This is a genomic window from Rubrobacter taiwanensis (assembly GCF_004337705.1).
Lineage (GTDB): Bacteria > Actinomycetota > Rubrobacteria > Rubrobacterales > Rubrobacteraceae > Rubrobacter_C > Rubrobacter_C taiwanensis.
The window spans coordinates 36,795-51,756 of record NZ_SKBU01000003.1 but is presented as its reverse complement, the minus strand read 5'-3'; the positions used below and the strand labels follow the sequence as shown (position 1 = coordinate 51,756).

The 14,962-nt window shown below is 67.4% G+C and carries 21 protein-coding genes; 12 read left to right on the top strand and 9 right to left on the bottom strand.

Going from position 1 to position 14,962, the window contains the following annotated elements; translation table 11 throughout:
- The first annotated feature begins 77 nt into the window (after positions 1–77).
- The 4 genes from thiE to E0L93_RS01290 are packed head-to-tail and all read left to right on the top strand — an operon-like array spanning position 78 to position 3,248.
- On the top strand, positions 78–755 hold the full coding sequence (gene thiE / locus E0L93_RS01305) for a thiamine phosphate synthase (RefSeq protein WP_132687440.1): 678 nt from the start codon (positions 78–80) through the stop codon (positions 753–755).
- Positions 745–1,722: a sulfur carrier protein ThiS gene (thiS, locus tag E0L93_RS01300; RefSeq protein ID WP_132687438.1), complete on the top strand. Its 978-nt coding sequence runs from the start codon at positions 745–747 to the stop codon at positions 1,720–1,722. The genes thiE and thiS overlap by 11 nt, the downstream gene beginning before the upstream one ends.
- A gap of 3 nt (positions 1,723–1,725) precedes the next feature.
- The gene (gene thiO / locus E0L93_RS01295; RefSeq protein WP_132687437.1) at positions 1,726–2,853 is read left to right on the top strand and encodes a glycine oxidase ThiO; all 1,128 of its coding nucleotides are present in this window, start codon (positions 1,726–1,728) and stop codon (positions 2,851–2,853) included.
- Positions 2,850–3,248 carry a M67 family metallopeptidase gene (locus E0L93_RS01290; RefSeq protein WP_165874086.1) on the top strand — a complete coding sequence of 133 codons (399 nt, stop codon included), beginning with the start codon at positions 2,850–2,852 and terminating at the stop codon, positions 3,246–3,248. Before thiO ends, E0L93_RS01290 begins: the two co-directional genes overlap by 4 nt.
- A gap of 60 nt (positions 3,249–3,308) precedes the next feature.
- Here E0L93_RS01290 and E0L93_RS01285 read toward each other — a convergent pair whose 3' ends face one another.
- The 6 genes from E0L93_RS01285 to E0L93_RS01260 are packed head-to-tail and all read right to left on the bottom strand — an operon-like array spanning position 3,309 to position 5,768.
- Positions 3,309–3,509, bottom strand: a complete 201-nt coding sequence (locus E0L93_RS01285) for a DUF2273 domain-containing protein (protein WP_132687434.1) — start codon at positions 3,507–3,509, stop codon at positions 3,309–3,311.
- A complete protein-coding gene (locus tag E0L93_RS01280; RefSeq protein WP_132687432.1) occupies positions 3,506–4,084 on the bottom strand; it encodes a hypothetical protein in 579 nt (192 codons plus the stop codon). The genes E0L93_RS01285 and E0L93_RS01280 overlap by 4 nt, the downstream gene beginning before the upstream one ends.
- Positions 4,081–4,662 (bottom strand): Asp23/Gls24 family envelope stress response protein, encoded by a 582-nt coding sequence (locus E0L93_RS01275; protein ID WP_132687430.1) that lies wholly within the window; start codon positions 4,660–4,662, stop codon positions 4,081–4,083. Before E0L93_RS01275 ends, E0L93_RS01280 begins: the two co-directional genes overlap by 4 nt.
- Positions 4,649–4,954 carry a hypothetical protein gene (locus tag E0L93_RS01270; protein ID WP_132687429.1) on the bottom strand — a complete coding sequence of 102 codons (306 nt, stop codon included), beginning with the start codon at positions 4,952–4,954 and terminating at the stop codon, positions 4,649–4,651. Before E0L93_RS01270 ends, E0L93_RS01275 begins: the two co-directional genes overlap by 14 nt.
- A gap of 18 nt (positions 4,955–4,972) precedes the next feature.
- A complete protein-coding gene (locus tag E0L93_RS01265) occupies positions 4,973–5,455 on the bottom strand; it encodes an Asp23/Gls24 family envelope stress response protein (RefSeq protein ID WP_132687427.1) in 483 nt (160 codons plus the stop codon).
- A 55-nt stretch (positions 5,456–5,510) separates the two neighbouring features.
- Positions 5,511–5,768 (bottom strand): GlsB/YeaQ/YmgE family stress response membrane protein, encoded by a 258-nt coding sequence (locus tag E0L93_RS01260; RefSeq protein ID WP_132687425.1) that lies wholly within the window; start codon positions 5,766–5,768, stop codon positions 5,511–5,513.
- 142 nt (positions 5,769–5,910) lie between these two features.
- Between E0L93_RS01260 and E0L93_RS01255 the strand changes: the two genes are divergently transcribed.
- The 3 genes from E0L93_RS01255 to E0L93_RS01245 are packed head-to-tail and all read left to right on the top strand — an operon-like array spanning position 5,911 to position 7,629.
- A complete protein-coding gene (locus tag E0L93_RS01255; RefSeq protein WP_132687423.1) occupies positions 5,911–6,489 on the top strand; it encodes an RNA polymerase sigma factor in 579 nt (192 codons plus the stop codon).
- 5 nt (positions 6,490–6,494) lie between these two features.
- Positions 6,495–6,800: an anti-sigma factor family protein gene (locus E0L93_RS01250; RefSeq protein WP_243638064.1), complete on the top strand. Its 306-nt coding sequence runs from the start codon at positions 6,495–6,497 to the stop codon at positions 6,798–6,800.
- Between the two features lie 13 nt (positions 6,801–6,813).
- Positions 6,814–7,629, top strand: coding sequence for a mechanosensitive ion channel family protein (locus E0L93_RS01245; protein WP_132687420.1), 816 nt, complete (start codon positions 6,814–6,816; stop codon positions 7,627–7,629).
- A 36-nt stretch (positions 7,630–7,665) separates the two neighbouring features.
- Here E0L93_RS01245 and folP read toward each other — a convergent pair whose 3' ends face one another.
- The 3 genes from folP to E0L93_RS01230 form a co-directional block, all read right to left on the bottom strand.
- Positions 7,666–8,592, bottom strand: a complete 927-nt coding sequence (gene folP / locus E0L93_RS01240) for a dihydropteroate synthase (RefSeq protein ID WP_132687418.1) — start codon at positions 8,590–8,592, stop codon at positions 7,666–7,668.
- 2 nt (positions 8,593–8,594) lie between these two features.
- Entirely contained in the window at positions 8,595–9,959 is a 1,365-nt protein-coding gene (locus tag E0L93_RS01235) for an NCS2 family permease (RefSeq protein WP_207890258.1), read from the bottom strand.
- A 69-nt stretch (positions 9,960–10,028) separates the two neighbouring features.
- Positions 10,029–10,718, bottom strand: a complete 690-nt coding sequence (locus tag E0L93_RS01230) for a hypothetical protein (protein ID WP_165874083.1) — start codon at positions 10,716–10,718, stop codon at positions 10,029–10,031.
- A gap of 234 nt (positions 10,719–10,952) precedes the next feature.
- On the opposite strand from E0L93_RS01230, the gene E0L93_RS01225 reads away from it, so the two are divergent.
- From E0L93_RS01225 to E0L93_RS01205, 5 genes are all read left to right on the top strand, one after another.
- A complete protein-coding gene (locus E0L93_RS01225; protein ID WP_132687413.1) occupies positions 10,953–11,594 on the top strand; it encodes a hypothetical protein in 642 nt (213 codons plus the stop codon).
- A 12-nt stretch (positions 11,595–11,606) separates the two neighbouring features.
- Positions 11,607–12,920: a cytochrome ubiquinol oxidase subunit I gene (locus tag E0L93_RS01220; RefSeq protein WP_243638056.1), complete on the top strand. Its 1,314-nt coding sequence runs from the start codon at positions 11,607–11,609 to the stop codon at positions 12,918–12,920.
- 11 nt (positions 12,921–12,931) lie between these two features.
- The gene (locus E0L93_RS01215; RefSeq protein WP_207890257.1) at positions 12,932–13,567 is read left to right on the top strand and encodes a Rieske (2Fe-2S) protein; all 636 of its coding nucleotides are present in this window, start codon (positions 12,932–12,934) and stop codon (positions 13,565–13,567) included.
- 13 nt (positions 13,568–13,580) lie between these two features.
- Positions 13,581–14,366 carry a cytochrome b gene (locus E0L93_RS01210; RefSeq protein WP_132687411.1) on the top strand — a complete coding sequence of 262 codons (786 nt, stop codon included), beginning with the start codon at positions 13,581–13,583 and terminating at the stop codon, positions 14,364–14,366.
- Positions 14,367–14,441: 75 nt separating this feature from the next.
- Positions 14,442–14,945, top strand: a complete 504-nt coding sequence (locus tag E0L93_RS01205) for a cytochrome b family protein (protein WP_132687409.1) — start codon at positions 14,442–14,444, stop codon at positions 14,943–14,945.
- The last annotated feature ends 17 nt before the right edge of the window (positions 14,946–14,962 follow it).

Here is a 14,962-nt window from a genome sequence, read left to right as displayed (position 1 = left end):
GCGTTGCCGCCGCGCCTCCTGAGAGTGGCGTGGCGGCCTCATTCTTTGCGGGGCCGCCCGGAAGAGGAGGGCTCCGGATGGCGCACCGCTTTCACATACACCTCATAACCGACCGCCGGCAGGTCCGGGGGGATCTCTCGGACGCGGTCGCCGCCGCCGTGCGCGGCGGCGTGGACTGGGTACAGGTGCGGGAGAAGGGTAGTCCGGCGCTGGAGCTCTACGCGGCGGTGCGCCGCATCCTGCCGGTAGCCCGGGCGGCCGGGGCGGGGGTTCTCGTCAACGACCGGGTGGACGTCGCGCTCGCCACCGGGGCCGACGGGGTTCACCTGGCGGCGAAGAGCCTGCCGCCCGGCGTGACGCGGAGACTCGTCGGGGAGATGCTGCTGGGGGTTTCGGTGCACGGTCTGGCGGCGGCGCGCGAAGCGGTCGGGGCGGGAGCGGACTACGTGACCTTCGGGCACGTCTACCCGACCGCCTCCAAGCCGGGATTGCCGCCGCGGGGCGTGCGCGAGCTGGCGCGGATCGTGGAGGGTGTGGACGTTCCGGTGCTGGCCGTCGGCGGGATAGACGCGTCCAACGTCGGGGAGGTGCTTGCGGCCGGGGCGAGCGGGGTGGCCGTGATCTCTTCGATCCTGGCCGCGCCGGACCCGGAGGCCGCGGCGCGCGAGCTGCGGGCGGCGGTGGACGGCTCCCGGCACCGGCCGGGGCACCCCTTTCCGGAACCGGGCGGACGAAAGGAGCGCTATGCAGGTTAAGATAAACCGCGAGCCCGTGGAGCTCGGGGAGGAGGGTATCACGGTAAGAGAGCTGCTGGCCGAGCGGGGGCTGCCCCATGAGTCGGTGGCCGTGGCGATAGGCGGAGAGGTCGTCCGGCGGGAGGAGTGGGACTCGCGCCGGATCCGGGAGGGGGACGAGGTGGAGATCGTGCACGCCGTGGCCGGAGGTGGCGGGGAGGACGAGCTGGAGATAGGGGGCGAGCGGTTCTCCTCCCGGCTCTTTCTCGGCACGGGCAAGTACGACAGCCCGGAGACGATGGTCGCCGCGCTGGAGCGCTCCGGAACGGAGATGGTCACTGTGGCGATCCGGCACATGGACCTCTCCGGAGACCGCTCCATCCTGGAGCAGCTCGACCTCTCGCGCTACCGGCTGCTCCCGAACACCGCCGGGGCGAAGACCGTAGAGGACGCGGTCAGGATGGCGCATCTTGCGCGGGAGGCCACCGGCACGGAGTGGATCAAGCTGGAGGTCATCGGAGATCAGGAAACCCTCTGGCCCGATACCGCGGCGACGGTCGAGGCGACCAGGATCCTGGTCGAGGACGGATTCGTGGTGCTGCCGTACACCAGCCCGGACCTGGTGGCCGCCATCCGGCTGGAAGAGGCCGGGGCCGCGACCGTCATGCCGCTGGCCTCCCCGATCGGCTCCGGGCAGGGGATGCCGGACTGGGCGAGCATACACCGCATAGCGCGGCGCATCTCCGTGCCCGTGGTCGTGGACGCCGGGATCGGGGTCCCCTCCGACGCGGCGCTGGCGATGGAGCTCGGCTGTGACGCGGTGCTCGTCAACACCGCGGTAGCCCGCGCCGGAAATCCGGTGAGAATGGCGGAGGCTATGAGGCTGGCGGTGGAGGCCGGGCGGCTCGCTTACCTGGCGGGCCGGATGCCCGTGAGCGCCGCCGCCGTGCCTTCCAGCCCGGTGCGGGGTGTGCCGGTCGGAGGGTGAGAGATGCGCCCGGTAGACCTGGCGGTGGTGGGCGGGGGGGTGATCGGGTGCTCGGCCGCCTACCACGCCGCCCGGCGCGGCGCGCGGGTGGTGCTTCTGGAGGCGGAGCGGCTCGGAGCCGGAGCCTCTGGAGCCGCTGCCGGGATGCTCAACGCCCAGGCCGAGGCTCGTGGCGAGGACGCCTTCCTGCGTCTGCTGCTGAAGGGGCGGGAGCGGCACCGCTCGTTCGCGGAGGAACTCCGGGACGCCGGGGGGCCGGACCCGGAGTACGTCTGGGAAGGCACGCTGCGCGTCGCTACGGAGGAGCGCTTCGCCGCCGAGCTGCGCCGGACATATTCCTGGCAGCGGGAGGCCGGGCTCCCGGCCCGGTGGCTGAGCGGGGAGGAGGCCCGCGAGCTGGAGCCGAACCTCTCCCGCGGGGCGCTCGCCGCCCTGTATCTGCCCGAAGACGGTCAGGTCAACTCGCCCCGGCTCGTGCACGCGCTGGCGCAGGCCGGGGCCCGTCTGGGCGTCCGGTTCCTGGAGGCGGCCCGCGTTACCGGCTTCGCGGTTGCGGGGGAGCGGGTGACCGGCGTGCGCACCGCGCGGGGGGAGGAAGTGGCCGCCGGATGCGTGGTGCTCGCGGGCGGGGCGGCGAGCGCCCTGCTCGCGGGCGAGCTCGGTCTGCGCCTGCCGGTCTCTCCGGTGAAGGGCGAGATCATCTCCGTCGCCGCGCTCCCCGCTCCCGTAACCGCCAACGTCTGGGACGACCGCTGTTATCTGGTCCCCAAGCGGGACGGCCGGGTGGTGATCGGCGCGACACAGGAGCCGGGCGTCTACGACCGGCGGCCCACTCTGGGCGGGGTGGCCACGCTCTCCGGCGCGGCGGTCGGGCTCGTCCCCGCCCTCTCCGGGGCTACGTTTCTGAACGCCTGGGGCGGGCTCAGGCCCGGCACGCCCGACGGCCGCCCCGTGCTCGGCCCGGCCGGAGGATGGGAGGGGCTTCTTATCGCTACGGGTCACCACCGCAACGGGGTGCTGCTGGCCCCGATCACGGGCGAGATCGTGGCCTCACTGGCTCTGGGAGATCGGCCGCCGGTGGATGTTGCTCCCTTCTCTTACGAGCGGGCTCTGCAGACCGCCGCCCGATGATAGAGCTCCCCGAACGGCTGCTGGAGGAGATGGTCACACACGCCCGGCGAGAGGCCCCGAGGGAGGTGTGCGGATGGCTCGCCGGCGCGGAGGGGCGGGTGCGGGAGATACACCCCGTCCCCAATGTGGCGGACGCTCCCGAGCTGCGCTTCCTGATGGAGCCCGGGGCGCAGCTGGCCGCCATGCGCGAGATAGAACGGAGGGGGCTGGAGATCGTGGGCACCTACCACTCCCACCCGCGTACCCCGGCAGACCCTTCGGCGCGGGACCGGAGCCTGGCGCTCTACCCGGATCTCGCCCACCTCATCCTCTCGCTCGCCGGGGAGGAGCCGGAGCTGCGGGCCCACCGCATCTCCGATGGCCGGCTGAAACCGCTGGGGCTCAAGGTCCAGTAAGAAACGGGGCCTACTCTTTAGGCCCCGTTTCTTACTAGAAGCAGTCTTCGGCCGCGCTTCTCAGTACTCCCGGCGGCGGGAGCCCCGGGCACGGTCCTGAAGGTCGGAGAGATCCAGCTCCCCGTCCAGAAACCTCCCGATGAAGTACCCGATGATGGCTCCGGCCACCACGAGCACCGCGCTTGCGAAGCCCAGCCAGACGATCAGGAAGACTATGATCCCTCCGATCAGGGCTCCGTAATTCTTCATGGTCCAGTTCATGGTAAAGCTCCTTCCTGTCGCTCGGTGCCGCGCACGGTGACCTCCACGTCTCCGAAGGGCACCTGCTGGTCCTCGAGAACCTTCCGGATGTTCTCCCGCGTCCGGGCGGCCGTCTCGCTCAGGTCTCCGGTCCGCGGCGCGGTGATCTCGCAGGCGACGTCATACCCCCCGTTGCGGGAGGTGAGGATGGCCCTGGGAGAGAGGGCTCCGGCCTCCAGCGCTGCGCCCTCGGCGAGGTGCCGAACGGCGCGGGCGCTCACCGCCGTCTCCCGGCCCGGAACGTCCTCAAGGACCGCCCGCCGGGCCACGCGCCGGCCGAAGGTCAGCTCGCGCAGCAGGAGCAGCAGCGCGAAGAATGCCACCAGGCCGCTCGCGATCCCGGCGATCACGCGCGTGCGGGTGTCGAAGGCGTCCACCGAGAGACCTCCCAGAGAGTCCAGGGCCGCCCGGTAACCGGTGTAGGCGTTGACCTGCTCGGGGGAGACGACACCGAAGGCTATCAGGAGCAGCCCTACCGGGACCGCGATCAGAAGCAGGGAGAAGATGATGAGTATGAGGCGGTTGAAGACGTTCATTTCACCCTCACCTTCGCATCGCGGGGGTCCGTCTCGATCAGCCGGATCTTGAGTCGCCGGAGCCGGATGCCGGCGCTCTCCTGCAGATCCTGCTGGAGCTGCCCGCGTACCCTTTCGCGGATCGCCCGTAGATCCTCGCCGCGGCGCACCTTGAGCCTCAGATTTACTTTCGCCCCCCGGCCGCGCCGGGCTTTCACGCCGGCCGATGCGTCAAGCACGTCCGGGTCCCGCATGGCGACCGCTTCGGCTTCCCGCCGGACGGCGCCGCGGGTGGCGTAGGTGCCGCCATCCAGCCGCACCCTGCGGGGTGCGGGCGGCTTGAGCTCGGCGATGAGCAGTATGAGGCCCACCAGCGCCACCGCTATCAGGACGGCTATCAGGGCAGGCGGGGGGTTGCCCTCCTCCAGGCTCGTTACCGCTCCCTCGATGCCGGAGTAGATCCCCGGGAGGTTCAGCTGTCCCGGCAGGTCGGCCAGCCGGTACCCGGCGAGGTCGAAGCTGTAGAGGACCCCGAAGACCCCCAGCAGGAAGAGCCCGGCGAAGAGCAGTATCATGAGTATCCGGTTAAAGATCCGCATCTTCTTCCGCCAGGTATATGTCTTCCACCACGACTTCCACCTCTCTGCCGTCGGCCGCGGGAGTCACCCGCTCCTTCAGCCGCCGGACGAGCTCCGGCAGCGGGGTCCCCTCCGGGTAGCCGGCGACCACGTGCACCCGCACGCTTCCGGGGCCGACCACGACGCCGAGCACCTTCTCGCCCGGCCCGTAGGTGGCCGCCTCGGCGTAGCGGCCCCGACCTAGGGCGTGGACCCCCCTAGTGGAGAGGGCCGCCTCGGCGACGGCCCTGGCAAGTTTCAGGTCATCAACCATCTTTTCAAGTCGCGACCCTTAACGGACGCGGGGCTCTTCCTGCGCGCTCTCCAGCTCGCGCCGCTCCCGCTCCTCTTCCTCGCGTTCCTGCTGCGGGAGGATCACGTCGTTGACCGTGATGTTGACCTCCTTCACGTTGAGCCCGACGAGGTTCTCGACGCGCTGGATGACGTTCTTGCGCACGCTCTCGGTGAGCTGCGGGATGGACTTACCGTAGTCCACGGCCATCGTGAGGTCTATGGCGGTCTCTACCTCGCCGACCTCCACGGAGACACCGCGGGTCTGGCCGCCGCCACCGCCGGTCACGGAGTCCACGATGCCGCCGAGGGCGCGCGAGGCCCCGCCGCCCATGCGGACGCCCTCAACCTCCTGCGCCGCCATGCCGGCGATCTTGGCCACGACGCTGTCCTCGACCCGCGTGGCGCCGCGCTCGCTCTGCAGCGGGCTCCTCTGCCGCGCCTGCTGCTGCCGCTGCTGCTCCTGCTGCCTCTGCTCGCTCATTGCCCGATCTCTCCTTTCTCTGCGGTGTCTTCCCTACAAGCCACAGTATGCCCTACTAGACCGTCCGGCGTGTCAGCGCCCGGTAGATGGCCAGCAGGATGATCGCACCCAGAGTAGCTACCAGGATGGTGCTTATGTTCAGCCCCGTGACTCCGACCCCGATCAGGTTACTCGTGATGAACCCGCCGATGAACGCGCCGACGATGCCGATCAGGATCGTGACGATGATCCCGCCCGGGTCGGGCCCCGGCATGATGAATTTTGCCAGCAGGCCTGCGATGAGCCCCACGATTATCCACGATAGTATGCCCATCTTTAGGACTTCACCTCCCCGTCTCTCGATACTTTTCTACGACCATTAGACCGGAGCCGCCGCCTTTCGGTTACACCCCGGCCGGAAAATTCCTCCGGACTTCTACCCCGCACCTTGTAAGCATAAACCCTTTTAGGGAAATATACTGCTTGGGAAATGCGAGGGAAGAGTAACGGAGCTGGGCCGGAAGCTGTCTAAAAGAGTAGAGCCGGACGACGGGGCGCTGGTAGCCCGGAGTCAGGCCGGAGACCGCCGGGCCTTCTCCGAGCTGGTGCGGCGCCACCAGACGGCCGTCTACAGGGTATGCTACCGGGTGCTCGGCGACCGCGAGGACGCGCGGGACGCCGCGCAGGAGGCTTTCATTCGGGCCTACGGCAAGATAGACACCTTCCAGGGGCGCAGCGCCTTCCGGACCTGGATGCTGCGCCTGGCGGTGAACGTGAGCCTGAACGAGCGGAGCCGCCGCAGACCCTTGCCGCCCGAGCTCCTGGAGGCAGATTCCGGGTCCGGTCCCGAAGAGGCGGCGGTCGCCGCCGATGAGGTTGCCCGGCTGCACCGGGCGCTGCGGAGCCTCAAGCCGAACCACCGGGCGGCGGTGGTGCTGCGCGATCTGGAAGGGCTTACCTACGAGGAGGTAGCCGAAGCTCTGGAGGTGCCCCCGGGAACGGCCAAGGGATGGGTGAGCCGGGGGCGCAGAAGGCTCAGGGAGCTGCTGCTTTGAACGGTGTGGACGACATACGCGATCTCATCCCGGCCTACGTCGCCGGGGAGCTCTCCGGGGAGGAGCGGCGGCGGGTCGAGGCCGCTCTCGAGGGGTCGCCGCGTCTGCGGGAGGAGCTGCGCCGCTACGAGCGGCTCTTCGTGCTCCTCGCGGCCGCGGCCGCAGAAGAGGTGGAGGCGCCGCGGGATCTGGAGTCCCGGGTGGCGATGCAGGTGGCGCTCAGGACCTACGTCCGGGCGGCCGCGGATATAGCCGGGGATCTGCTCGGGGCGTACGGCCGGGCTATAGTCTATTATCTGAGGCTGGTGTGAACGGGAGGGTGAATTGGCCGAGCTTGTAGGTACGGTCCTCTCTTATATACCGCGGGTCATCTTCGCCCTGGTGATAGCCGGGCTGGGCTTCGTGCTGGCGGGGATAGCCCGGCGGCTGACTGCCACGGTGCTGGGCCGGCTGAACTTCGACGCCGCCTGCGAGCGCATCGGGCTGACGCGGCTCATGCGCGAGGGCGGCATAGAGCGTACCCCGGCGCAGTTCGCGGGCGTCATCGTGTTCTACGCGGTGGTGGTGCTGGCGATCCTGGCCGCTCTCGGTCCCCTGGGGCTGGACTTTCTGGCCGACACGCTGAACCAGGTCATCCTCTACGCTCCCCGCGTGCTGGTGGCGGTCCTGATCCTGATGCTCGGCACCGCGGCCGCCGGCATCCTGGCCGAGCTCACCGGGCGCGGGCTCTCCCGCGCCGGAGTGGAGCGCACCGGCGGCTTCAAGTCGTTCGTGCGCTACGCCGTGATCCTCGTAGCCGCCATCCTGGCCGCTGCCGTGCTCGGCATCGAGGTTACGGTCCTCATCGTGCTGCTGGTGATCGCGCTCGGCGGAGCGGCGCTCACGGCGGCCCTGGCGCTGGGTCTGGGCCTGCGCGGGCTCTCGCAGAACATCGCCGCCGGGCGCTACATCTCCGAAGGCGTGGAGGAAGGGGATGAGATCCGGCTCGGAGAGGTCTCCGGCACGGTGGAGCAGATCGGGTACGCCATGACCAAGGTGCGGGCCACCGACGGCCGGCTCTACCTCATCCCCAACTCGCACTTCCTGGACAACGTCGTCGAGAAGCGCGAGCCGTCTTCCGGGCGGGGTGAGGAGGTCTGATCGCACCGGGTGGCCGGATCGGAGCGCCTCCCGCCGCTACTCTTTCGGGGGGCCGCGCAGTATGCTCTTCCGGCGCGGAACCCACCACTTCCGCAGTGCCTCAGGCCGCCAGCGGCCCAGCCCGACCAGCGCCTCGGTCATGTGCGCGACCTGCCGCATGAACTCCACGTCGTGCACGCGTACGATGTTTGCGCCGCGCGCGATGGCGTAGGTGACCGCGGCGGCCGTCCCGGCCAGGCGCTCCTCCGGCGGCAGCCCGCCCAGCACCTCGCCTACAAAGTCCTTGCGGCTCGCCGCGACCAGGATCGGGAGCCCGAACCGCTTTAGCTCCGGCAGGTTGCGCAGCAGCTCCAGCGAGTAGGGGGTGTCTTTGTCGAAGTCCAGGCCGGGGTCAAGGAGTATCTTCTCCCGCTCGATGCCCCCTTCTGCGGCGGCCTCCACGCGCTCCTCCAGGAACTCCGCGACCTCGGCCGTCACGTCCGAGTAGTGTCGGAACGGGCGCCAGGTACGCGGGGGACCGGCGATGTGCATCAGCACCACGTACGCTCCGGCGGCGGCTATCTCCTCGATGAGGCGGGGATCGCGCAGCCCGGAGGTGTCGTTGATGATGTCCGCTCCGGCCCGCAACGCCTCGCGCGCCACCTCCGGCGAGAAGGTGTCCACGGAGATGGGGGCCTCGGTCATCTCCCGCACCCGCCGCAGGAGGGGTATGACGCGCCGGAGCTCCTCCTCCGGCGGTACGGGCTTCCCGGCCGCAGCCTTCACGCCGCCGATGTCCAGGATGTCTGCTCCGGCCCGCAGGATCTCGCGCGCCCGCCGCACGCCGCGCTCAAGACCGTAGTGGCGGCCCCTGTCGAAGAAGGAGTCCGGGGTGGCGTTCAGGATCGCCATCACGGCGACCCGTTCTGAGAAGTCTATCCGCGTCCGGCCGGTATCGAGTGTCAGGTGGCGGTCGTGCAGCATTCCTAGGAGAGCAGTCCCTGTATGTAGTCCGAGACGAAGTCCATGGCGAACAGGACGGCGACCACGTACATGAAGGGGTGCACCTCTTTAAACTTGCCGCGCGCTACCTTGATGACCACGTACGAGATGAAGCCGAACCCGATCCCGTACGCTATGTTGAACGTCAACGGCAGGGTGAGGATGGTCAGGAAGGCCGGTATCGAGGATTCGAAGTCGTCCCACGGGATAAAGCGCACCGCGGTCATCATCAGAAACCCGACCACTATCAGCGCCGGGGCCGTGACCGGGGAGACCAGGATCTCCTCCCCGTTCGGACCGGGGATCGGGATCGAGCCTCCGACCACCGCGATGACCGGGGCGAACGGCAGTGCGAGCAAGAAGAGCAGCCCCACGACCACGCTGGCCAGCCCCGTCCGGCCACCCTCGGCTACGCCCGAGCCGCTCTCGATATAGCTGGTTACGGAGCTCGCGCCCGTTGCTCCGCCGGCGATGGTGCCTAAAGAGTCCACCAGCAGCACGCGCTTCATGCCCGGCAGCCGGCCCTCCTCGTCCAGCAGCCCGCCCTCCTGGCCCACGGCGATGACCGTGCCCACGGTGTCGAAGAAGTCCGTCATGAAGAGGGCGAAGATGATAGGGATAAGCGTTACCTGCAGCGCGTCCGGGATGGCCGTGATCCCGCCGCCTATGGTCGAGGTGTCGAAGCGGAAGTCCACGACCTCTTCCGGCAGCGGGATGATGCCGAAGACCATCCCCGCCACCGCGGTTCCGACGATCCCGATCAGGATCCCGCCCCGAACACCCCAGGCGATCATGGCCATCGTGAAGGCCAGACCGCCCGCCGCCAGCAGCACCGCCGGCTGCGTGAAGTCCCCGAGTGTGACGTAGGTGACCGGGTCCGCCACCACGATGCCGCCGTTTCTGAGCCCGATGAACGCTATAAACAGTCCGATGCCGACCGCTATGGCGAACTTCAGCGGGAGGGGGATCGCGTTCAGGACCGCCTCTCTGAGGTTCGTGAGCACCAGGATGAAGATCACGATCCCCTCGATGACTATGACCGCCATCGCCGTCTGCCACGGCAGCCCCATCCCCAGGATGAGCGTGAAGGCCACCACCGCGTTCAACCCCAGGCCCGGGGCCAGAGCTATCGGGTAGTTGGCTAAGATTCCCATCGCTATGGTAGTCGCCGCGGCGGCCAGGCAGGTGGCGAAGAACACCCCTTCGATCGAGAGCCCGGTCCCCTCGGTCCCCAGGATGGCCGGGTTGACGAAGATGATGTAGGCCATCGTCATGAACGTGGTCAGCCCGGCTATGATCTCCGTGCGGAGGGTCGTGCCCCGCTCGGAGAACCTGAAGAAATTCTCCACCCTGCTCCTCTCTAGGTCGCGCTCGGGAACCGGCCAGCGGCCAATATAGCAGGGGGGCGGCGGGTCGCTCTACTTGTCCATGCCCTGAAGCGGCGCGTTGCGCTTCCAGAGCAGCCAGACTACCGAGACGAGCCAGAGCACCAGGATCGCCGAGTAGGCCGGGAAGATCTGCCGGTAGTACTCGGGCGTGTCTCCCGTCTCTATTACCGGGATGGTGGTCGCGTGCGGAAGCCCGGCCCGCTCCAGGGATTCCTGGGTGGTGCTGTAGAAGATCACGGTCCCCACCGTGGCCAGCTTGCCGCGCCAGACCCGCTCGCCGCGGTCGTTCACGTCGGGAGGCGTCTGGGCGGTCTGGATCAGGAGGTTGTCTCCGGTCTCCCGCAGCGGGAAGTAGAAGTAGAAGGTGCTGTAGCGGGAGGAGACCGCGATGCCCGACTCCTCGGTGCCTATGTTGGTCGTATCCTCGCCGTAGACCGGCGTGCCCCGGATCTCCACGTAGTCACCGAGTTCGACCCCGGGCGGCAGGTAGCCCCGGTTGAGATCCGCCGCCGAGAGTACCTTCGGCTGTTCCTGCAGGCCGTAGGAGAAGTTCGCCGCCGTGGTGGAGGCTCCGAAGGTGAAGACCAGCGCCATGAAGAGCCTGACCAGAAGCCACGAGTTGCGCTTGCACCAGGGTATCAGGCCCCGCTCCCGGTACTCTCCGCCGCTTTGCTCTCCGGCCTGTGCGACGCTGTCCTGCCTGACCTCCACGAACCCCATTTTATAAGAAACTCCCCGGCCGGTCGGGACCGGGTTCACATCTTCTCGGCGCCGGGCGGTCTTTGTGTGAAAGAACTTGCAGCCGGGGTGGTGCGGCGGAGCGGGGGGATGTTATTCTGTGCGCGTGCGTTTGTCCTGTGTCATCGGGGTCGAAAGCGGTGAGATGGCTGGATTCAACTCGGAGTTGAGCCGCGGCGGGATCTACGCCCGGGGCGTTCTGATGGGGAGGCTGTCTTGACTGAGGCTCGGGAGCGGCGAGAGACCGAAGCGGACCGGGGAGAGTACACGGTAGTCGGGATCCTGGACGACGGGGATCCCGTGGGGCGGGCCGCCGCGGAGCTGAAAGCTCTGGGCGGCGAGCGGGACGATCTCACCGTCATCCTCAAGCGCCAGGACCCTGAGGAGCCCGAGTCGCTGCCGGAGGATGTGCGCTACATCATCGTCCCCGACAACTCCTCGGGGATGGAAGTGCCGATAGGCTTCGCCATAGTCTTCGTCGTGGTCGGCCTCTTCTTCGCCATCACCACCCCGGCCATCGGGATCCCGACCTTCATAGTCTTCATCTCGCTGGCGGCGATCCTGATCGCCGGGTCGTTCACCCGGGTGGGGGTCGCTCCCATCCTCATAGACATGGAGGCTCCGCGCGAGGAGTCCGGCTTCTGGAACGACGAGTTCGAGGAGGGCAAGACCCTCGTCTTCCAGGTCGTCCGGGACAGGGAGCATATCCGCAGGGCCCGGGACATCATCCAGAAGCACGGCGGCTCCTACTACATCGTGGAGCGCAAGCTGGAGCCCAAGGCGGTCAGCGGGGCCGTGCTGCACCGGGTCCGGGCGAGTGGTGGAGGTGAGCGCGTCTCGGGCGCTCAGGGAGCTTAGGAGGGGCATGGAGTGCTAGATCTTCCAGCGATAGAGATCCCGGTCTTCGGGGCCCGGTTCCTGACGGGAGCTGTGATGCTCACCCACATCTTCTTCGCCACGCTCTTTGTGGGCTACGCCATGGCCGCGCCGATTCTGGAGTGGTGGGGAGCCCGCACCGGCAAGCCGCGCATGGAGCGGCTGGCCCGGTCGCTGATCCGCTTCAACGTCCTGACCTTCAGCGTGGGGGCCACGTTCGCGGTCATGTTCATGGTGCTGCTGGTCGGGCTCTACCCGCGGGTCACGGCGGCGCTCTTCACCGGGTTCTTCTACTTCATCATCATAGCGATGGCCTCTATGGTGCTCACGCTGTGGATGATCTACGTCTACTACTACAAGTGGGACCGCTACAGCGTGGTGCACAAAGGGCGGCACATAGCGTACGGGGCCGCTGCCGGCTTCTTCATCTGGGTGTGGATGGTGATCATGAGCGGCATCGACACCTTCATGGTCACCGGGGGCTCAGAGGAGGAGATAATCAGCAACGAGGCGCTCACCGTGGGGTTCGTGGAGTCGGTCCGCAACCTGTTCAACCCGATGTTCATCGAGATGGTGCTGCACCGGACGTTCGGCAACCTCTCGTGGCCCGCGTTCGCGGTGGCGGCCTGGGCCGGCTTCAAGTACGCCCGCGCCAAGAGCGCCGAAGACAAGTCCTACTACGACTGGGTGGCCTCGATGGGCACCATGTGGGGGACCATCTTCCTGCTGACGATGCCGGTGGTCGGGTATCTGCTGGTCTTGAGCATGCAGGCCGCAGCTCCGGCCGACCCGGCCATAGCCGGTGAGACCGGGGCTTACGACCGGCTCACTACCGGGGCGACCTCCAGCCTGCTGTACATAAACACGATCATGGTCGTCGGCATGTTCATCCTGGCGAACGTGGCGATGTACCTGGGGGCCGTGAGGCATCCGGAGCGGGCCGGGCGCAACGCGATAAGAATCTTCGGGCTCATCGCGGCGCTGAGCGGGCTGTACGCCATCTCGCCGTTCGCCCAGTTCCCGTTCCTGCACATGCGCTACATCATGATGGGCGTGATGGTGCTGGCGACGCTGGGCGCGCTCGTCTCCTACATCCGGGGGCGGGTGAGGTTTAGGTACGGCAGCCCCAACGGGTGGTACCGCGGGGTGTTGATAGCGCTCGGGGTTCTGACCGCGGTGCTGACCCTCAACATGGGTTTCATGAAGTCCAACTCGCGCGTTCCGTACACGATATATAATCAGCCTGCATATCAGGTGGAGGAGGAGCGGCCGCCGACTGACTTCGGCGAGCAGCTGGTGGGCGAGTAGAGAGGGTTAGATTGGCGGAGCTACAGAAAGATCCCATAACCCGAAGCGACTTTCTGGGTCTGGGCGTTATAGGTGCCGTGATGGGCACCATCCTCACCATCCCTCCGGTTGCGTTCGTCCTGACCCCGCTGATTAAGACCGAGGTCGAGGGAGAGTCGGACGTGCTCCGTACGTGGGAGCGAGTGGATCACGTCGCCAACATCCCGGAGGGCGAGCCGGTCTCCTACGTCATAGAGTTTCCCATCCGGCAGACCTACGGGGACGACCGCATCCAGGAGGAGAGTGGCGTCTCCCAGCAGGAGTTCACGGTCCGCAACGGCGTGTGGGTCTCCTGGCGCGACGGCCAACCGCCGGAGGTGTTGGGGGGCATCGGCGAGGGGGACGAGGTCTCCCGGGATCAGATCGAGGAGCTCACGCAGCATCTTAACGTCATGAACAGCACCTGCGCGCATCTGGGGTGTCCGGTGCGCTGGGTGGCCGAGGTGGAGGAGCTGCTGTGCCCCTGTCACGGCGGTCTGTACGACATCAACGGGGAGCATATCGGCGGCCCGCCGCCGCGGGATCTCTACCGCTACACGTTCGAGATCCGCGAGGACGGGTTCATCTACATAACGCACGAGTTCGACGGGGATCCGTATATAGTTTAGGGGAGCCGGGAGCATGATAGGGAGAGTCAAGGCGCAGACCGTAGAGACCGGCAAGCTGCTGGCCGACTGGATCGAGGATCGCACCGGCGCGGTCAGCATGATGGAGAAGTTCCTCTACGAGCCGGTGCCCAAGCGGGGAGCCTGGCTCTATACTTTAGGGAGCGCCACGCTCTTCCTCATCGTGCTGCAGTTTCTGACCGGCATCCTGCTGCTCTTCTACTACGTGCCGACCGTGGATCACGCCTGGAACTCCGTCTACTACATCATGAACGAGGCGTACTTCGGGCAGCTCATCCGGGGCATCCACTACTGGTCGGCCAACTTCCTGATGGCCGTGATCGGGCTGCACATGGCCCGCACCTTCTTCAGCGGGGCATATAAGGCTCCGCGGGAGCTCAACTGGGTCGTGGGGGTCGTCCTCTTCCTGCTGGTCATCGTGCTGGCGTTCACCGGGTACCTGCTCCGGTGGGACCAGGACGGCTTCTGGGCCAGCGTCGTGGGCATCAAGATCGGCTCCTACTCGCCGTTCATCGGGGGGTATGTGGTCAACTTCCTCATCGGCGGGGACGTGATCGGGCCCGCCACGCTCTCGCGATTCTTCGCCATCCACGTGTGGCTCCTGCCGGCGATCCTGGCACCGCTGATCGGGGTCCATCTCTACCTTCTGCGGCGGCACGGGGAGTTCGGCTCCGAGTTCGAGTACACCGAGCGGCTTGCCAAGCTCAAGGAGCGCCAGCGGCTGGAGGAGTACGAGCGCCGCTACGGGCTCGGGGAGGAGGAAGAGGAACGGCGGGAGTAAAAGCTCTTACTACGGGACCGGCATGCGAGGGTTAGCATTCGGGGTAGAATACGGGCAGTCGGGAGGAGGTGAGAAGTGACGGAAGTACACAGGGACGCGGACCAGGGCCGGGCCGCTCCGGCGAAGCCGGTCGAAGAGGAGGTCATAACCGAGGAGAACGTCTTCGACCGGCCGGATGAGACCATGGCCTTCTTCCCGGGACAGGTGCTCCGGGACGGTTACGTGGCTGCCGCCCTCCTGATTGCCTGCACGGTGCTCTCGTACGTGTTCCCGGCTCCGCTGGCCGAGCCGGCGGATCTGGCGGAGACGCAGTATGTGCCGCGGCCGGAGTGGTTCTTCTTCTTCTACGAGCAGATACTCATGTTCTTCCCCGGCTACGCGCTCATCAGCTTCGGAGCCGTGATAATCCCCACGGTCTTCGTGGTGCTCCTGTTCGCGGTGCCGTGGCTGGACCGCAGCCCGCACTACAGCCCGATGAAACGGCCGTTCGCGACGGTGACGGGGCTTCTGGTCATTATGGTCGTGGTCCTGAACATGCTGCTGGCCATCAGCCGGGTTATTAACTTCCCGCAGGGCTAGAGGAGGATAGAGGTGCC